The 14,451-nt window shown below is 59.4% G+C and carries 12 protein-coding genes; 6 read left to right on the forward strand and 6 right to left on the reverse strand.

The features are described from left to right. The 3 genes from HKD46_RS21160 to rluA form a co-directional block, all read left to right on the forward strand. A partial coding sequence (locus HKD46_RS21160) for a hypothetical protein (protein WP_221413901.1) occupies positions 1–197 on the forward strand: 197 nt, incomplete at its 5' end. A 269-nt stretch (positions 198–466) separates the two neighbouring features. After that, positions 467–3,334: an RNA polymerase-associated protein RapA gene (gene rapA / locus HKD46_RS03410; protein WP_161470501.1), complete on the forward strand. Its 2,868-nt coding sequence runs from the start codon at positions 467–469 to the stop codon at positions 3,332–3,334. Between the two features lie 119 nt (positions 3,335–3,453). Then, positions 3,454–4,110 carry a bifunctional tRNA pseudouridine(32) synthase/23S rRNA pseudouridine(746) synthase RluA gene (gene rluA, locus HKD46_RS03415; RefSeq protein WP_069784683.1) on the forward strand — a complete coding sequence of 219 codons (657 nt, stop codon included), beginning with the start codon at positions 3,454–3,456 and terminating at the stop codon, positions 4,108–4,110. 64 nt (positions 4,111–4,174) lie between these two features. On the opposite strand, the gene HKD46_RS03420 is transcribed toward rluA, so the two are convergent. The 5 genes from HKD46_RS03420 to HKD46_RS03440 all read right to left on the reverse strand — a co-directional run bounded on the left by HKD46_RS03420 (position 4,175) and on the right by HKD46_RS03440 (position 8,942). Next, complete coding sequence (locus tag HKD46_RS03420) at positions 4,175–4,363, reverse strand: hypothetical protein (RefSeq protein ID WP_010673139.1); 189 nt, start codon at positions 4,361–4,363, stop codon at positions 4,175–4,177. A gap of 58 nt (positions 4,364–4,421) precedes the next feature. Then, the gene (locus tag HKD46_RS03425) at positions 4,422–6,353 is read right to left on the reverse strand and encodes a bifunctional diguanylate cyclase/phosphodiesterase (protein WP_039040011.1); all 1,932 of its coding nucleotides are present in this window, start codon (positions 6,351–6,353) and stop codon (positions 4,422–4,424) included. Positions 6,354–6,378: 25 nt separating this feature from the next. After that, positions 6,379–6,876, reverse strand: a complete 498-nt coding sequence (locus HKD46_RS03430) for a molybdopterin-binding oxidoreductase (protein WP_029313815.1) — start codon at positions 6,874–6,876, stop codon at positions 6,379–6,381. Between the two features lie 94 nt (positions 6,877–6,970). Then, complete coding sequence (groL, locus tag HKD46_RS03435) at positions 6,971–8,605, reverse strand: chaperonin GroEL (RefSeq protein ID WP_171864910.1); 1,635 nt, start codon at positions 8,603–8,605, stop codon at positions 6,971–6,973. A 43-nt stretch (positions 8,606–8,648) separates the two neighbouring features. Then, positions 8,649–8,942, reverse strand: coding sequence for a co-chaperone GroES (locus HKD46_RS03440; protein WP_005309514.1), 294 nt, complete (start codon positions 8,940–8,942; stop codon positions 8,649–8,651). A gap of 242 nt (positions 8,943–9,184) precedes the next feature. Between HKD46_RS03440 and HKD46_RS03445 the strand changes: the two genes are divergently transcribed. After that, the gene (locus HKD46_RS03445; RefSeq protein WP_235673797.1) at positions 9,185–10,519 is read left to right on the forward strand and encodes an MATE family efflux transporter; all 1,335 of its coding nucleotides are present in this window, start codon (positions 9,185–9,187) and stop codon (positions 10,517–10,519) included. Positions 10,520–10,541: 22 nt separating this feature from the next. Here the strand turns inward: HKD46_RS03445 and HKD46_RS03450 are convergent, their stop codons facing one another. Beyond that, positions 10,542–11,021 carry an FxsA family protein gene (locus tag HKD46_RS03450; protein ID WP_171864912.1) on the reverse strand — a complete coding sequence of 160 codons (480 nt, stop codon included), beginning with the start codon at positions 11,019–11,021 and terminating at the stop codon, positions 10,542–10,544. 449 nt (positions 11,022–11,470) lie between these two features. Between HKD46_RS03450 and aspA the strand changes: the two genes are divergently transcribed. After that, positions 11,471–12,913 carry an aspartate ammonia-lyase gene (gene aspA / locus HKD46_RS03455; RefSeq protein WP_010673133.1) on the forward strand — a complete coding sequence of 481 codons (1,443 nt, stop codon included), beginning with the start codon at positions 11,471–11,473 and terminating at the stop codon, positions 12,911–12,913. A 130-nt stretch (positions 12,914–13,043) separates the two neighbouring features. Further along, positions 13,044–14,363, forward strand: coding sequence for an anaerobic C4-dicarboxylate transporter (locus HKD46_RS03460; RefSeq protein WP_010673132.1), 1,320 nt, complete (start codon positions 13,044–13,046; stop codon positions 14,361–14,363). Positions 14,364–14,451: the final 88 nt, after the last annotated feature.

The following is a 14,451-nucleotide window of genomic DNA, read 5'->3' on the forward strand; positions in this document are numbered from 1 at the left end:
TGATGCTCGATGCTGTGAGTGCCCACACAGATTGCTTGATTCAAATTGTTAAAGAGCGACGCAGCTTTTGGCTGCTGCGGGAGTGGCATTCTACTCAACCGCCTTCTCGAGTCAAGCCTTATTTTCAAAGGCTTTTCGAGGCTACCGACCGGCTTGTTTGCGTTGCCGCTTGCCGTGTCGATGGAGGCGCATTATAGGGAGCGAATTCGTTCTGGCAAGGAGATAATTGCAAAAAGATGGCTTTCATCGTTCAACCGCTTACAAAGCGACCACGACGATGAATTAATGCACGAAAAGGGTCTGCAGATTGGTATTCCGGATGCTGTATTGAGGCCGGCAGGTTGACAGATCAAGCTTGTATCAGTTTGGCTTTCCCTTGCAGCACAACCATGATGATCGGCTTTCCGCCTTCGGGTAACATAGCGCCCCTTTGCGATTCTCACACTCTTGGGCTTTGGAGAGTTTAATGCCTTTTGCACTTGGCCAGCGTTGGATTAGTGATACAGAGACGGATCTGGGTTTGGGGACTGTCGTTGCTGTTGAAGGACGCATGGTTACCCTGTTGTTTCCGGCTACCGGTGAAAACCGTATGTATGCCAAAGAAGAGGCACCGGTCACCCGGGTCAGCTTCAATGTGGGCGATCAGATAGCCAGCCACGAAGACTGGACCATGACGGTCGATGAAGTGCAGGAGAAAGATGGCCTGCTTATATATGTAGGTGTTCGCACCGACAATGGTGAGCCGATTGCCCTCAAGGAAGTGTTTCTCAACAACTTCATCAAGTTCAACAAGCCGCAGGATCGCCTGTTCGCCGGCCAGATTGACCGGATGTCCCGCTTTACCCTGCGCTACGAAGCGCTGGTCAACCAGCACCAGCGTCGCCGCAACCCGACTCGCGGCCTGGCTGGCGGGAAAGTCAGTCTGATCCCGCACCAGCTCTACATCGCCCATGAAGTGGGTCACCGCTACGCCCCGCGCGTATTGCTGGCAGACGAGGTGGGTCTGGGCAAGACCATCGAAGCAGGCATGATCATTCACCAGCAGTTGCTCTCCGGCCGCGCCCATCGGGTGCTGATCCTGCTGCCCGAAACGCTCCAGCACCAGTGGCTGGTCGAGATGCTGCGCCGTTTCAACCTGCACTTCTCCCTGTTTGACGAGGAGCGCTGCATCGAGGCGTTCGCCGATGCGGAGAACCCCTTCGAGACCGAACAGCTGGTGATCTGTAGCCTCGACTTCCTGCGCAAGAAGCGTCGTCGCTTCGAACAGGTACTGGAAGCCGAGTGGGATCTGCTGGTTGTCGATGAAGCGCACCATCTGGAGTGGAGCGAAGAGGCGCCGAGCCGTGCCTATGAAATGGTGGAAGCGCTGGCCGAACAGGTGCCGGGCGTGCTGCTGCTGACCGCAACCCCGGATCAGCTGGGCCACCAGAGCCACTTTGCCCGTCTGCGCCTGCTCGACCCCGAGCGTTTCTACGACTACGACGCCTTCCTCGCCGAGGAGCAGGCCTATGGTCAGGTTGCCAGCGCCGCGCAAGAGCTGCTGGATGGCGAGACCCTGAGCGATGAAGCCAGGCAGATCCTCGCCAGCCAGCTGGATGGGCTGGATCTCACTGATGCGGCCGCCCGTCAGCAGGCAGTTGCCAAGCTGCTGGATCAGCATGGCACCGGCCGGGTGCTGTTCCGTAACAGCCGCGCCAATATTCAGGGCTTCCCGGAGCGCCACCTCAACGTCTACCCCATGCCGCTGCCGGAGCAGTACAAGACCGCCATCAAGGTGATGGGCATGATGGGTGGCAATGGCGGCGATCTGCAGACCCGTGCCCTGCGCTACCTCTATCCCGAGAAGATCTTCCAGCAGTTCGAAGGCGACAACGCTACCTGGACCCAGTTCGACCCGCGCGTCGAATGGTTGCTGGAACTGCTGCTCTCCGCCCGTCAGCAGAAGGTGCTGGTGATCTGCTCCGAAGCAGCCACCGCCATCGCCCTGGAAGAGGCGCTGCGCACACGTGAAGGGATCCGTGGCGCCGTGTTCCACGAAGGGATGTCGATCCTCGAGCGGGACAAGGCCTCCGCCTATTTCGCTCAAGCTGAGGGGGGCGCTCAGGTGCTGCTCTGCTCCGAGATCGGCTCAGAAGGTCGCAACTTCCAGTTTGCCAGCCATCTCGTGCTGTTCGATCTGCCACTCAACCCGGATCTGCTGGAACAGCGTATCGGCCGACTGGATCGTATCGGTCAGCAGAATACCGTCGAGATCCACGTTCCCTATCTGGAAGGGACTGCCCAGTGCGCCCTGCTGCTCTGGTATCACGATGGTCTGGATGCATTCGAGCAGACCTGCCCGACGGCCCGCCCGGTGTTCGAAGCGGTACGTGAGGAGCTGTTCGAGCTGCTGGCCGCCAACACCGGCGAGCAGGGCCCCCTCGACGCCCTGCTGGTCAAGACCCGCGAACTGCACGAGCCGCTCAAGGCCCGGCTGGAACAGGGTCGCGATCGCCTGCTGGAAATCCACTCCAGCGGTGGCGAGGCCGCCCAGCAGCTGGTCGAGAAGCTCGCCGCCGAAGATGACGACACCGGCATGATCTCCTTCGCCCTCAAGATGTTCGACGAGATCGGCGTCAACCAGGATGATCGTGGTGAAAATGCGCTGGTGCTGACTCCCGGGGATCACATGCTGGTGCCGAGCTTCCCGGGCCTGCCGCAAGACGGCATGACCATCACCTTCGATCGCAACACCGCCCTGTCGCGGGATGACATGGCGCTGCTCTCCTGGGATCACCCCATGATGCGCGGCGGTATCGACCTGATCCTGGGTTCCGAGATCGGTGCCACCTCGGTGGCACTGCTCAAGAACAAGGCTCTGCCGGTCGGCTCCATCCTGCTTGAGCTGATCTTCGTTGCCGAGTCTGCGGCCCATCCCCAGCTCTACCGTTTCATGCCGCCGACGCCGATCCGTCTGCTGATGGACAAGAACGGCCAGAATCTGGGAGAGAAGGTGGCGTTTGATGCCTTCAACCGCCAGCTGACACCGGTCAACCGCCACCTTGGCAGCAAGCTGGTTACCGCATCCCAGCCGGTGATCCACGGCCTGATTGGCAAGGGCGAGGTCATTGCCAACGAACTGAAAGCCGGGATTGTAGACAAGGCCCGTGCCCAGATGGCGCAGACCCTGCAGCAGGATCTGGACAGGCTGGAGGCACTCAAGGCGGTCAACCCGAATGTGCGCGACAGCGAACTGGATTATCTGCGCAATTTGCAGGCAGAATTGCACCACCTGATCGACCAGACCCAACTCAAGCTGGATGCCATCCGCTTTATTGTGGTTACCCATAACTGACAAGGTAGCGACCGACAGCGGCCAGACCCAGCTCAAACTGGATACACAAGGCCGCTTTGTCGTGGTTACCCATAACTGATGGGGGCTTGCCCCCGCTTTGACCCAAGATGCGAGACGCTATGTTTGTATACTCCCCGCCCCTGGAACCCTGGCTCGATATCCTGTTCAAGGACAAGGACATCATGGTGGTCAACAAGCCCACTGGCCTGCTGAGCGTCCCCGGGCGCGGCCCCGAGAATGAAGACAGCGTGCTCCATCGGGTCAAGCAGCAGCACCCAAAGGCGGCGGCTGCCCATCGCCTCGACATGGCGACCACCGGCGTGCTGGTGATCCCGCTCAACCCCAACTCCCACCGGGAGCTGAGCCGGCAATTCCGCGAGCGGGAGACCGAGAAGCACTACCTCGCCTGGGTGTGGGGTGAACCGGCGCTGGATGCAGGTGAAGTGGATCTGCCGCTCTGCGTCGACTGGCCCAACCGGCCGAAGCAGAAGGTGGATTTTGAGGAGGGGCGTCATGCCCTCACCCTGTGGCAAAAGCTGAAGGTGGAGAACGGCAACAGCCTGATCAAGCTGACCCCGATTACCGGTCGCTCCCATCAACTGCGGGTACACATGCTGGAGCTGGGTCACCCCATCCTCGGCGACAACCTCTACGCCAACCCGGATGCGCTGGCGGCTGCACCGCACCTTTATCTTCATGCGGCCAGCCTGACCATCAGCCACCCCAGAAGCGGCGAGCGGATGACCTTCGAGGCACCGGCCCCTTTCCCGGTCTGAGCCTGGCAGATAACAGCCCAATAAAAAGAAAGCCCCCATCGAGAGATGGGGGCTTTTTTATCGCTCAGACGCGGATATCGATCTTGCTTCCGAGGGAAGCACTGGCCGATGTCGGCGCAGCCGGAGCGGATTGCGCTGCTGTTTCCAGCAGTTTCAGTGCGGATTCGCCTTCCTGGGTCTGCTGCTTTTTGGCCAGGCTGGCCACCATCAGTGCAGAACCGAACGACGCATTTGCAGAACTAGAAATATCCATTGTGTACCTCCTGCCAAGAGACTATCGGCCGGGCCCGGTGAGACATGAGCCATATCGTTCAACGCAGATATGCCTTGTCCGGCGAGCGCCGGGCCAACCAGCGCTCTTCCATCTCCAGCAATGTCTGATAGGCCTTTTCAGCATGCTCCGGGCGACTGAACAGATATCCCTGCCCATACAGATGTATGTCGGTCAATGAACGCAGCACATCGAGCTGCCCCTGAGTCTCGATCCCTTCACATACCAGTTTCTTGCCAAGCATGGAGCCCATACGGCAGATGTTGGCGACCAGTTCGGCCGCCTCGATCGAGGTGTCGATACCCTGGATGAAGGACCTGTCTATCTTCACCTTGCTCACCGGCAGCTTCTGCAGATAGCTGAGGGAGGAGTAGCCGGTGCCGAAGTCGTCAAGGGCCAGATGTACCCCTTGCTGGCTGAGATCCTGCATCAACTGCAGCGAGTTCTTGACCTCGCGCATGGTGGTGTCTTCCGTCACCTCCAGCACCAGGCTGGATGCGGGAATATGGTGCTCCATCAGCGCTCTGGCCACCAGCTTCAAGAGGTTGCGCTGGTACATGCCCGGGGAGATGTTCACGCACATCTGCAAGTCCACCAAACCCAGGTGCTGCCACTGATGAAGTTGCTCACATGCGGTATTCAATACCCAGCCACCCAGTTTCTCGGCCAGCTGGAACTCTTCCGCCACCTGGATCACCTCGTTGGGGGGAATAAAGCCAAGCTCGGGATGGCGCCAGCGCAGCAGCGCCTCCACGGCTTCACAGCGGCCACTTTCCAGATTGACGATGGGCTGGTAATAGAGCTCGAGCGCATTGTGCTCCAGCGCCATCACCATGTCGGACGCAAGATGCTTGCGCCTGGCCGTCTCGTTGAGCAGGGAACTGTCATAGATGACATAGGGAACATGGGTCTTGCGGCTGTGAGAGAGGGCCTGCTCCGCCCGGCTGAGCAACTCCTGGGTCTGGTTGCTGTCGGTCGGGAAGAAGGCGATACCAATACCGACCTCAAGCCGGAAAGGGTAGTTGTCGATGATGATGTCTTGCTTGATGGAGTGGAGCACTCTGGCCACGAGCTCCCTGACCTGACGAAGATCGCTCCCCTCCCGTTGCAGCATGGCAAGCTGATCTCCCCCCAAACGCGCCACCCACTCCCCGTTTTCGCACAGGGCGCGCAGCCGCTTTGCCACCTCCTGCAGCAGGAGGTCCCCTGTGTTATAGCCAAACTTGCTGTTGATATCGCGAAAGTCGTTGATGTCGACCAGCACCAGTCCGAAGGAGGTGTCACGGGTGACGTAGGCATCCATCTTTTCCAGCAACGCCAGCCGGTTGGCGAGCCCGGTGAGGGGATCGATCCTAGCGGTCCTGAAATGGCGCCTGGCTTCTCGCACCAGCAGCCCGCTGAGCAGAATGACGGACACCACCAGCCCCGACACCATGAACAGCAGGGCATTGCGCAACTGGCCAAAACGCGCGTCGTTGCCCGTATAGACGTTGATGTTGTTCTGCATGACGGAAGCAAGAGAGTAAGAGAGGGGTTCCTGCAAGGGCGCCAGTGTCATCATGACTTGTTGGTAATCCGGCGTCCCCGGTTTGAGTTTGACCAAATCAGGCTCCAGCTTGCGGATACTGCTTTCAGTCAGTTTCACCAGCCGCAGCGTCTTCGGATTGTCCGCGAGGCTTTTTCTCAATTGGCCGCTCAGGAGAATGGGGGTACGACTCCAGAGAATGTCATAGCGAAGCAGCAGGGCTTCCTGGTCTATGCCGCCATAGTGGTAAATCTCGACGGCATTGAGAAAGCGGCCCAACTCGAGCTGCAACTGCATCAATGCCCATGAGACGTCATAGGTGTACTTCTCCATCACCCGGGTCGCATTTTGTATCTGCACCAGGCAATAGAGGGTGCTACCCGTGAACAACAGAATGGATAGATAAAGAACGCCGAGTAAGGGCCAGGCCCTGGTCTTCGCTTTCACCCAGTACTCCCGTAAACCACCGTTTTTACTGCTGAATGTCGATCGCACTCAGTTGCCAGATCATCATGTCGGTGAACTCGGAACGCCTGAGTTCGGGATGCTGATCCAGTGGCAGGATAAACCAGAGCGGCCCCTTGTCACGTACCCGCATGGTCATCCCGTCATCCTGCCAGGCCAGGATAGGATCGTATTGCTTGACCTTATCCCAGTTGATCCGGATCTGGAAACTGTTCAGGGCGGTGAGCGTGATGCTCTTGCCGTTGGCCTTCACCTCCGTCAGCACGTCCGCCAGTTTCGGCCCTACGTATTTGTGCGGTTTGTCCACCCAGGGATTGCTCGTCACCACCTCATGCTGCGGCAGCGCCTGGATCATGGCCATATCGAACAGCACCTCTCCATCTGCCGGGTCGGCAGGGTCCAGATTACCCGTCACCTTGAGAATGACCGGCCCCTGCGGTGTCGCCTGCGCCATGCCCGGCAAGGCCAGGGAAAGGAGTAACGGGAGAAGCCCTAAGTATCGCATGTTCACCTCAGATCATTTCACTATCAACAACTTCAGCTTAGTAGCACTAAAAAAAACGGCCCGCAAAAGCGAGCCGTTTGATGACTTGACGGGATTACATCATACCCATACCGCCCATGCCACCCATATCAGGCATGGCAGGTGCATCTTTCTTCGGCAGCTCGGAGATCATGCACTCTGTGGTGATCATCAGGCCAGCGACGGACGAGGCGAACTGCAGGGCAGAACGGGTTACCTTGGTCGGATCCAGGATACCCATGGCCAGCATGTCGCCGTACTGTTCGGTGTAGGCGTTGTAACCGTAGTTGCCTTCACCGTTCTTCACGGCATTGGCGATGACGGAGGCTTCTTCGCCGGCGTTGATGACGATTTGACGCAGCGGGGCTTCCATGGCGCGCAGGGCAACCTTGATACCGACGTTCTGGTCTTCGTTGTCACCACGCAGGGAGGCCAGCTTGGCAGCAACGCGCACCAGCGCTACACCACCACCGGCAACCACGCCTTCTTCCACGGCTGCGCGAGTAGCGTGCAGGGCATCGTCAACACGGGCTTTCTTCTCTTTCATTTCAACTTCAGTGGCAGCACCCACCTTGATCACGGCAACACCGCCGGCCAGCTTGGCCACGCGCTCTTGCAGCTTCTCACGGTCGTAATCGGAAGAGGTCTCTTCGATCTGCTGACGGATCTGGGCCACGCGGCTTTCGATCAGGGCAGCATCACCCACGCCATCGATGATGGTGGTGTTGTCTTTGGTGATGACGATGCGCTTGGCACGGCCCAGATCTTCCAGGGTCGCTTTTTCCAGCTCCATGCCCACTTCTTCGGAGATCACGGTACCACCGGTCAGGATGGCGATATCCTGCAGCATGGCCTTGCGGCGATCACCGAAGCCCGGCGCCTTGACGGCGGCCACTTTCACGATGCCACGCATGGTGTTGACCACCAGAGTCGCCAGAGCTTCGCCTTCCACGTCTTCGGCCACGATGATCAGCGGTTTGCCCGCCTTGGCCACACCTTCCAGCACCGGCAGCATTTCGCGGATGTTGGAGACTTTCTTGTCCACCAGCAGGATGAAGGGGTCATCCAGTTCGACGGAGCCGGTTTCCGGCTTGTTCACGAAGTAAGGGGAGAGGTAGCCGCGGTCGAACTGCATGCCTTCTACCACCGCCAGCTCGTCTTCCAAGCCCTGACCGTCTTCCACGGTGATGACGCCGTCACGGCCGACCTTGTCCATGGCTTCGGCAATCAGCTTGCCGACCTTCTCGTCGGAGTTGGCGGAGATGGTGCCTACCTGGGCGATGGCATTGTTGTCGGCACAGGGAGTGGACAGTGCTTGCAGCTCGGCAACGGCAGCCACAACGGCCTTGTCGATACCACGCTTCAGATCCATGGGGTTCATGCCGGCGGCAACGGCCTTCAGGCCTTCGTTGACGATGGCTTGAGCCAGTACGGTGGCCGTGGTGGTACCGTCACCGGCGGCGTCATTGGCCTTGGAAGCGACTTCCTTGACCATCTGGGCACCCATGTTCTGGAACTTGTCTTCCAGTTCGATTTCACGGGCAACGGAGACGCCATCCTTGGTGATGGTCGGGGCGCCGAAGGACTTGTCCAGCACCACGTTGCGGCCTTTCGGGCCCAGGGTCACCTTGACGGCATCGGCCAGGATGTTGACGCCTTCCAGCATTTTGATGCGAGCTTCGTTGCCAAACTTAACTTCTTTAGCTGCCATGTTCTTCAATCCTTAAATCAATTCGGGAAAAGAGGGAGGGTGATTACTCTTCGACAATCGCCAGGATGTCGGTCTCGGACAGGATCAGTACGTCCTGGCCATCCAGCTTTTCGGTCTTCACGCCGTAGCCTTCGTTGAAGATCACCTTGTCACCCACCTTGACGGCCAGTGCTTTGACATCCCCATTGTCCAGAATTCGACCAGTCCCCACGGCAAGAACTTCACCACGGGTGGACTTCTGGGCCGCAGTGCCAGTCAAGACGATGCCGCCAGCGGATTTGGCTTCAGCTTCGATGCGCTTGATGATGACGCGGTCGTGCAGTGGACGAATTTTCATCGATAACTCTCCCAAAATGAGTCTCTGTGTTGCTTGAGGAATGGCCGCAATCGGCCAAATTTGTCATGCCCCTGATCTGGGGCAACAGGGCTAGCCCTTCAAGGGCAAATACAAAAAAAATATTTTCACGTACTATGAACACCTTCGATGGATCACCCATCCCCAATCAGGAAGGCGGATGGAGACGGCCAGCATTCAGGCCCAAAGCACCTAGAGACTCTGCCTTGAGCCGACCCAACCCCATGCTGACCGCCCCCATGACGCCCATGCTGCTGCGCATGACGGGCCCCATGATCCTGGGCATCATCGCCATCCTGGCCTTCAACCTGGTCGATACCTTCTTCATCGGCATGCTGGGTACCCAGGCGCTGGCCGCCATCAGCTTCACCTTCCCGGTCACCTTTGTCGTCACCTCCCTGACCATGGGGCTGGGAGCGGGCCTGTGCGCCCTGCTCGGTCATGCCCTGGGGCAGGGTCGCCATGACGAGGCTGCCCGCATCACCACAGACTGCCTGTTCCTCGCCGTCATCCTGGTGAGTCTGCTTGCCGGACTGGGGGCAATGACCATTACCCCTCTGTTCACCCTGCTGGGGGCCAGCCCCGAGCTCATCTCCCTCATCCACGATTACATGCTCATCTGGTATCTGACCGTCCCTATGCTGGTCGTGCCCATGGTCGGCAATGCGGCCATCCGGACCACGGGGGATACCAAGACCCCCAGTCTGGTGATGGGGGTCGCCGGTCTGGTCAACGGCGTGCTGGATCCTCTGCTCATCTTCGGGCCGGGCCCCTTCCCCGAGTGGGGCATCCGGGGAGCCGCCATCGCCACTTCCCTCTCCTGGTTGATGGCCATGCTGGTCAGCCTCTATATATTGCGCCACCGCGAGGGCCTGCTGCGCTGGCGCCTCTCCCCGCGCCCGCAGTTGCTGGCCCACTGGCGCGCCCTGCTCCATGTGGCTGTGCCCGCATCGTTTACCAACATGCTCAACCCACTGGCCAACGCCGTGTTGATGATCATTTTCGCCGGGCTGGGAACCGAGGTGGTCGCCGCCTACGGCGCGGCATCCCGGGTCGAGGCCTTGCTGCTCATCGTGATGATGGCGCTCTCTTCCGTGCTGGCCCCCTTCATCTCGCAGAACTGCGGCGCCGGGAATCCGGCCCGAGCCAAGGCCGCCCTGCTGCTCTGCATGCGCTTTGCCCTGCTGTTCCAGCTTGGGGTCTACGCGCTGACCTGGCTTCTCGCCCCCTTCATCGCCGATCTGTTCAGCGATCATCCGCAAGTGGTGCGACTCATCGTGCTCTATCTGCATCTGGTCCCCATCGGCTACGGCTTTCAGGGCATGGTGATGCTGCTGGCATCGGCGCTCAACGGCGTCAGGGCATCGGCGGTGTCACTGCTGATAAACGGCATCAGACTGTTTGTCTTCTTGCTGCCAGGGGCCTGGCTGGGGGCAAAACTGGGGGGAGAACAGGGGATCTATCTGGGGATGCTGCTGGCGAACCTGGCCGCCGGATTGCTGGCATGGGGGTATGCCCGCCACAGATTCGAGCGGCTGTGCCATCAGGGGAGATCCTGACGGCACAGCCCGAGGCTCGCGATTACTCTTTGCGTTCGAACTCCCCTTCGATGGTGTTGCCACCCGCTCGCGGGGATTGTCCGGGCCTGTCATCGCCGGGACCCGGCTCGAACGGATGCTGGCGAGCCTGGAAGCCCCCCATCTGCATCCTGAACTGATTGCTGCCAATAAGCTTGTCGGCCAGCATGTTGCGCAGCCAGGGCTGCAGCAGCAGGATGCCGACAATATCGCTCACAAATCCCGGGATAATCAGCAGCAAGCCCGCCAGCGCCAGCATCATGCCACCCATCACCTCGCGGCCAGGCATCTCCCCCAACTGCATCTTCTGCTGGGCAGTGAGCAGGGTCTTGATCCCCTCGCTGCGCACCAGCGACGATCCCAGCACGGCGGTCAGTACCAGCAAGCCAACGGTTGGCAAGGCCCCGATCACGGAGCCCACCTTGATCATGACGGTGAGCTCCAGCAATACCAGCCCGACCAACAACAGTAACAACTTGCCCATAGCAACCTCGGAGCGATGAATGAATGGACCCGGGGTGTCCGGTCGGCAGCCGCACATCGCTGATGCTGACGCGCCGGGTTCAGGTCTTCTGACATTAAAATGGGGCTGGTTGATCATTTTTCAAGCCTCTCCTGCCGCAGGCCCCGGAATACGGATAAATATTTGTCCGCCCAACTGGGATTGAGGTGGTTGTTCTGTCAAAGTTAATCGCCCGATTGCAATATCTGTTTAATGACCACAAGAAATTTGAGGTTGCCTCAAATTTAGTGATCCAGGTCTAATACCGGATACCTCAATTGGGGTAACATCAACACCAGTCATTGCACAGGGAGCAACTGGCTCCCAACTGCCCCACCCGATGTGTGGTGCTTCAGGATGAAATGTGCGTAGGGAAATCGCGACCACTCGGTGAGGATCGTTTCCATTTATTTGATTTCTGAGGCATAACAATGAGCGACATCAAGAACGTCCGCATTGAAGAAGACCTGCTGGGCACCAAAGAAGTTTCCAACGACCTCTACTACGGCGTGCACACCCTGCGCGCTGTTGAGAACTTCAAGATCAGCACTCAGAAGATTTCTGACGTTCCCGAGTTTGTTCGTGGCATGGTCCTGACCAAGAAGGCGGCTGCACTGGCCAACGGTGAGCTGGGCACCATCCGTCCCGAGATCGCAGACAAGATTGTCGAAGCCTGCGACCTGATGCTGAACACCGGCAAGTGCTTCGATCAGTTCCCGGTCGATGTCTATCAGGGCGGCGCCGGTACCTCCGTCAACATGAACACCAACGAAGTGCTGGCCAATATCGCCCTCGAGCTGATGGGACTTGAAAAGGGCCGCTACGACGTCATCAACCCCAACGATCACGTCAACAAGTGCCAGTCCACCAACGATGCCTACCCCACCGGTTTCCGCGTGGCCGTGGTCAACAGCACCGACACCACCCTGCACGCTCTGGAAGCCCTCATCGCCGCCTTCGATGTCAAAGCCAAGGAATTCAAACATATCCTGAAAATGGGCCGTACCCAGTTGCAGGACGCCGTGCCCATGACCCTGGGTCAGGAGTTCCACGCCTTCGCCGTCACCCTGCGTGAAGAGATCAAATCCATCAAGCGTTGCCAGGAGCTGCTGCTGGAAGTGAACCTGGGCGCCACCGCCATCGGTACCGGTCTGAACACTCCGCCCGAGTACTCCGGTCTTGCCATCAAGCGTCTGGCCGAGATCACCGGTCGTGCCTACGTGCCGGCAGAGGACCTCATCGAAGCGACCTCCGACTGCGGCGCCTATGTGATGCTGCACGGTGCGGTCAAGCGCCTGGCCATGAAGCTCTCCAAGATCTGTAATGACCTGCGTCTGCTCTCCTCCGGCCCGCGCACCGCGCTCAAAGAGATCAACCTGCCGGAAATGCAGGCTGGCTCCTCCATCATGCCGGCCAAGGTCAACCCGGTCATTCCGGAAGTGGTCAACCAGTCCTGCTTCAAGGTATTCGGCAACGACGTCACCATCACCTTCGCCGCCGAGGCCGGTCAGCTGCAGCTGAACGTCATGGAGCCGGTGATTGGTCAGGCCATGTTCGAATCCCTGAGCCTGATGGAAAAAGCCTGCATCTCCCTGCGCGAGAAGTGCGTGGAAGGCATCACCGCCAACCCGGACATCTGCATGAACCACGTGCTGAACTCCATCGGCATCGTGACCTACCTGAACCCCTTCATCGGTCACCATGAAGGCGATATCGTCGGCAAGATCTGTGCCCAGACCGGCAAGAACGTCCGCGAAGTCGTGCTGGAACGCGGCCTGCTGACCGCCGAACAGCTGGACGAGATCCTCTCCATCGAGAACCTGATGAACCCGCAATACAAAGCCAAGCGTTACACCCGCGAAGCCACCGTATAAGCGAGCAGATGGGCCGGGGTTATCCCGGCCCATTTAAAGTCAATTCCCGAGCGGTCTCTCCACAGCCCCATCGGGAATTGGCTTTTCAGCCTAATAAAACCTAAAAAAACTGGAAAATGGAGTGTTCGCTATGATTGGAATCGAGTTACTTGTCGTGCTCGCCGCTATCTATCTGGGGGCCCGGATAGGCAGTATCGGTATCGGCTTTGCCGGTGGTCTTGGGGTACTGGTACTGACCTGGGGGCTGGGCATGCCCATCCCGAGCGATCAGCTGGTGACCTATCTCCCGTGGGACGTGATCATGATCATCGCGTCCGTCATCTGCGCCATTGCCTGTATGCAGCTGGCTGGCGGGATGGATTATCTGGTGCACCTGGCCGAAAAAGCCCTGCGCAAGAATCCCAAGCACATCACCTTCGCCGCGCCGGTCGTCACCTACCTGATGACCATGCTGGCCGGTACCGGTCACACCGCCTTCTCCACCCTGCCGGTGATCGCCGAAGTGGCCAAGGAGCAGGGCATTCGCCCCTCCCGTCCGCTCTCCATCGCGGTCGTTGCCTCCCAGATTGCCATCACCGCCTCCCCCATCTCGGCGGCCGTGGTCGCCTTCTCCGGCATGCTGGAGCCGCTTGGCGTCGACTACCTGACCCTGCTGGCCATCTGCATCCCGTCCAGCTTCATCGCCTGTCTGCTGGGGGCCTTCATCGCCAACCTGCTGGGCAAGCCGCTGGATCAGGACGAAGTCTATCTGGAGCGCAAAGCCAAGGGACTCATCAAGCTGCGCGGTACCAGCCAGGTTGAGATCAAGCCTTATGCCAAGCTCTCCGTCGGCATCTTCGTCGCCTCCATCGTGGCCGTGATGGCCTATGCCACCGCCATCTCCGGCAACGTCGGCCTCATCAGCAATCCGCCGATCCCCCGCGATGGCGCCATCATGGGCATCATGCTCTCCGCCGCTACCCTGATGGTCCTGTTCTGCAAACTGGACGCGGCCCAGATCACCAACATGCCGACCTTCAAGTCCGGTATGTCCGCCTGTATCTGCGTGCTGGGCGTGGCCTGGCTGGGCAACGTCTTCGTGAAGGGCAACATGGTCGAGATCCAGGCGTTCGCCGGCGATCTGCTGAGCCAATACAGCTGGCTGCTGGCCGTGGTGCTGTTCTTCTCCTCCATGCTGCTCTACTCGCAAGGTGCCACCACCAAGGCCCTGATGCCTGCCGCCCTGGCACTGGGTGTCAGCCCGCTGGCGGCCATCGCCTCCTTCGCCGCCGTGAGCGCCCTGTTCGTACTGCCGACCTACCCGACCCTGCTGGCCGCGGTCGAGATGGACGACACCGGCTCCACCCGCATCGGCAAGGCCGTGTTCAACCACCCCTTCTTCATCCCGGGTGTGGCCACCATCGCCATGGCAGTGGCGCTCGGCTTCTTCTTCGGTGGTCTCATCCTCTGACCGGTGAACCACCCCATGTAAAACGGCCCGAACGGGCCGTTTTTTTATGCCAGGCCACCGCCGGGCTCCCATGAAAAAGCCGCTCCCG

Source organism: Aeromonas sp. TW 6 (genome assembly GCF_013168745.1).
Lineage (GTDB): Bacteria > Pseudomonadota > Gammaproteobacteria > Enterobacterales > Aeromonadaceae > Aeromonas > Aeromonas caviae.

Excerpts from the sequence above, each read along its gene's own strand:
- HKD46_RS03440 (WP_005309514.1), bottom strand. The coding sequence starts at position 8,942 with ATGAAAATTCGTCCACTGCACGACCGCGTCATCATCAAGCGCATCGAA.
- rluA (WP_069784683.1), top strand. The coding sequence starts at position 3,454 with ATGTTTGTATACTCCCCGCCCCTGGAACCCTGGCTCGATATCCTGTTC.
- rapA (WP_161470501.1), top strand. The coding sequence starts at position 467 with ATGCCTTTTGCACTTGGCCAGCGTTGGATTAGTGATACAGAGACGGAT.
- HKD46_RS03445 (WP_235673797.1), top strand. The coding sequence starts at position 9,185 with ATGCTGACCGCCCCCATGACGCCCATGCTGCTGCGCATGACGGGCCCC.
- groL (WP_171864910.1), bottom strand. The coding sequence starts at position 8,605 with ATGGCAGCTAAAGAAGTTAAGTTTGGCAACGAAGCTCGCATCAAAATG.
- aspA (WP_010673133.1), top strand. The coding sequence starts at position 11,471 with ATGAGCGACATCAAGAACGTCCGCATTGAAGAAGACCTGCTGGGCACC.
- HKD46_RS03430 (WP_029313815.1), bottom strand. The coding sequence starts at position 6,876 with ATGCGATACTTAGGGCTTCTCCCGTTACTCCTTTCCCTGGCCTTGCCG.
- HKD46_RS03460 (WP_010673132.1), top strand. The coding sequence starts at position 13,044 with ATGATTGGAATCGAGTTACTTGTCGTGCTCGCCGCTATCTATCTGGGG.
- HKD46_RS03420 (WP_010673139.1), bottom strand. The coding sequence starts at position 4,363 with ATGGATATTTCTAGTTCTGCAAATGCGTCGTTCGGTTCTGCACTGATG.
- HKD46_RS03450 (WP_171864912.1), bottom strand. The coding sequence starts at position 11,021 with ATGGGCAAGTTGTTACTGTTGTTGGTCGGGCTGGTATTGCTGGAGCTC.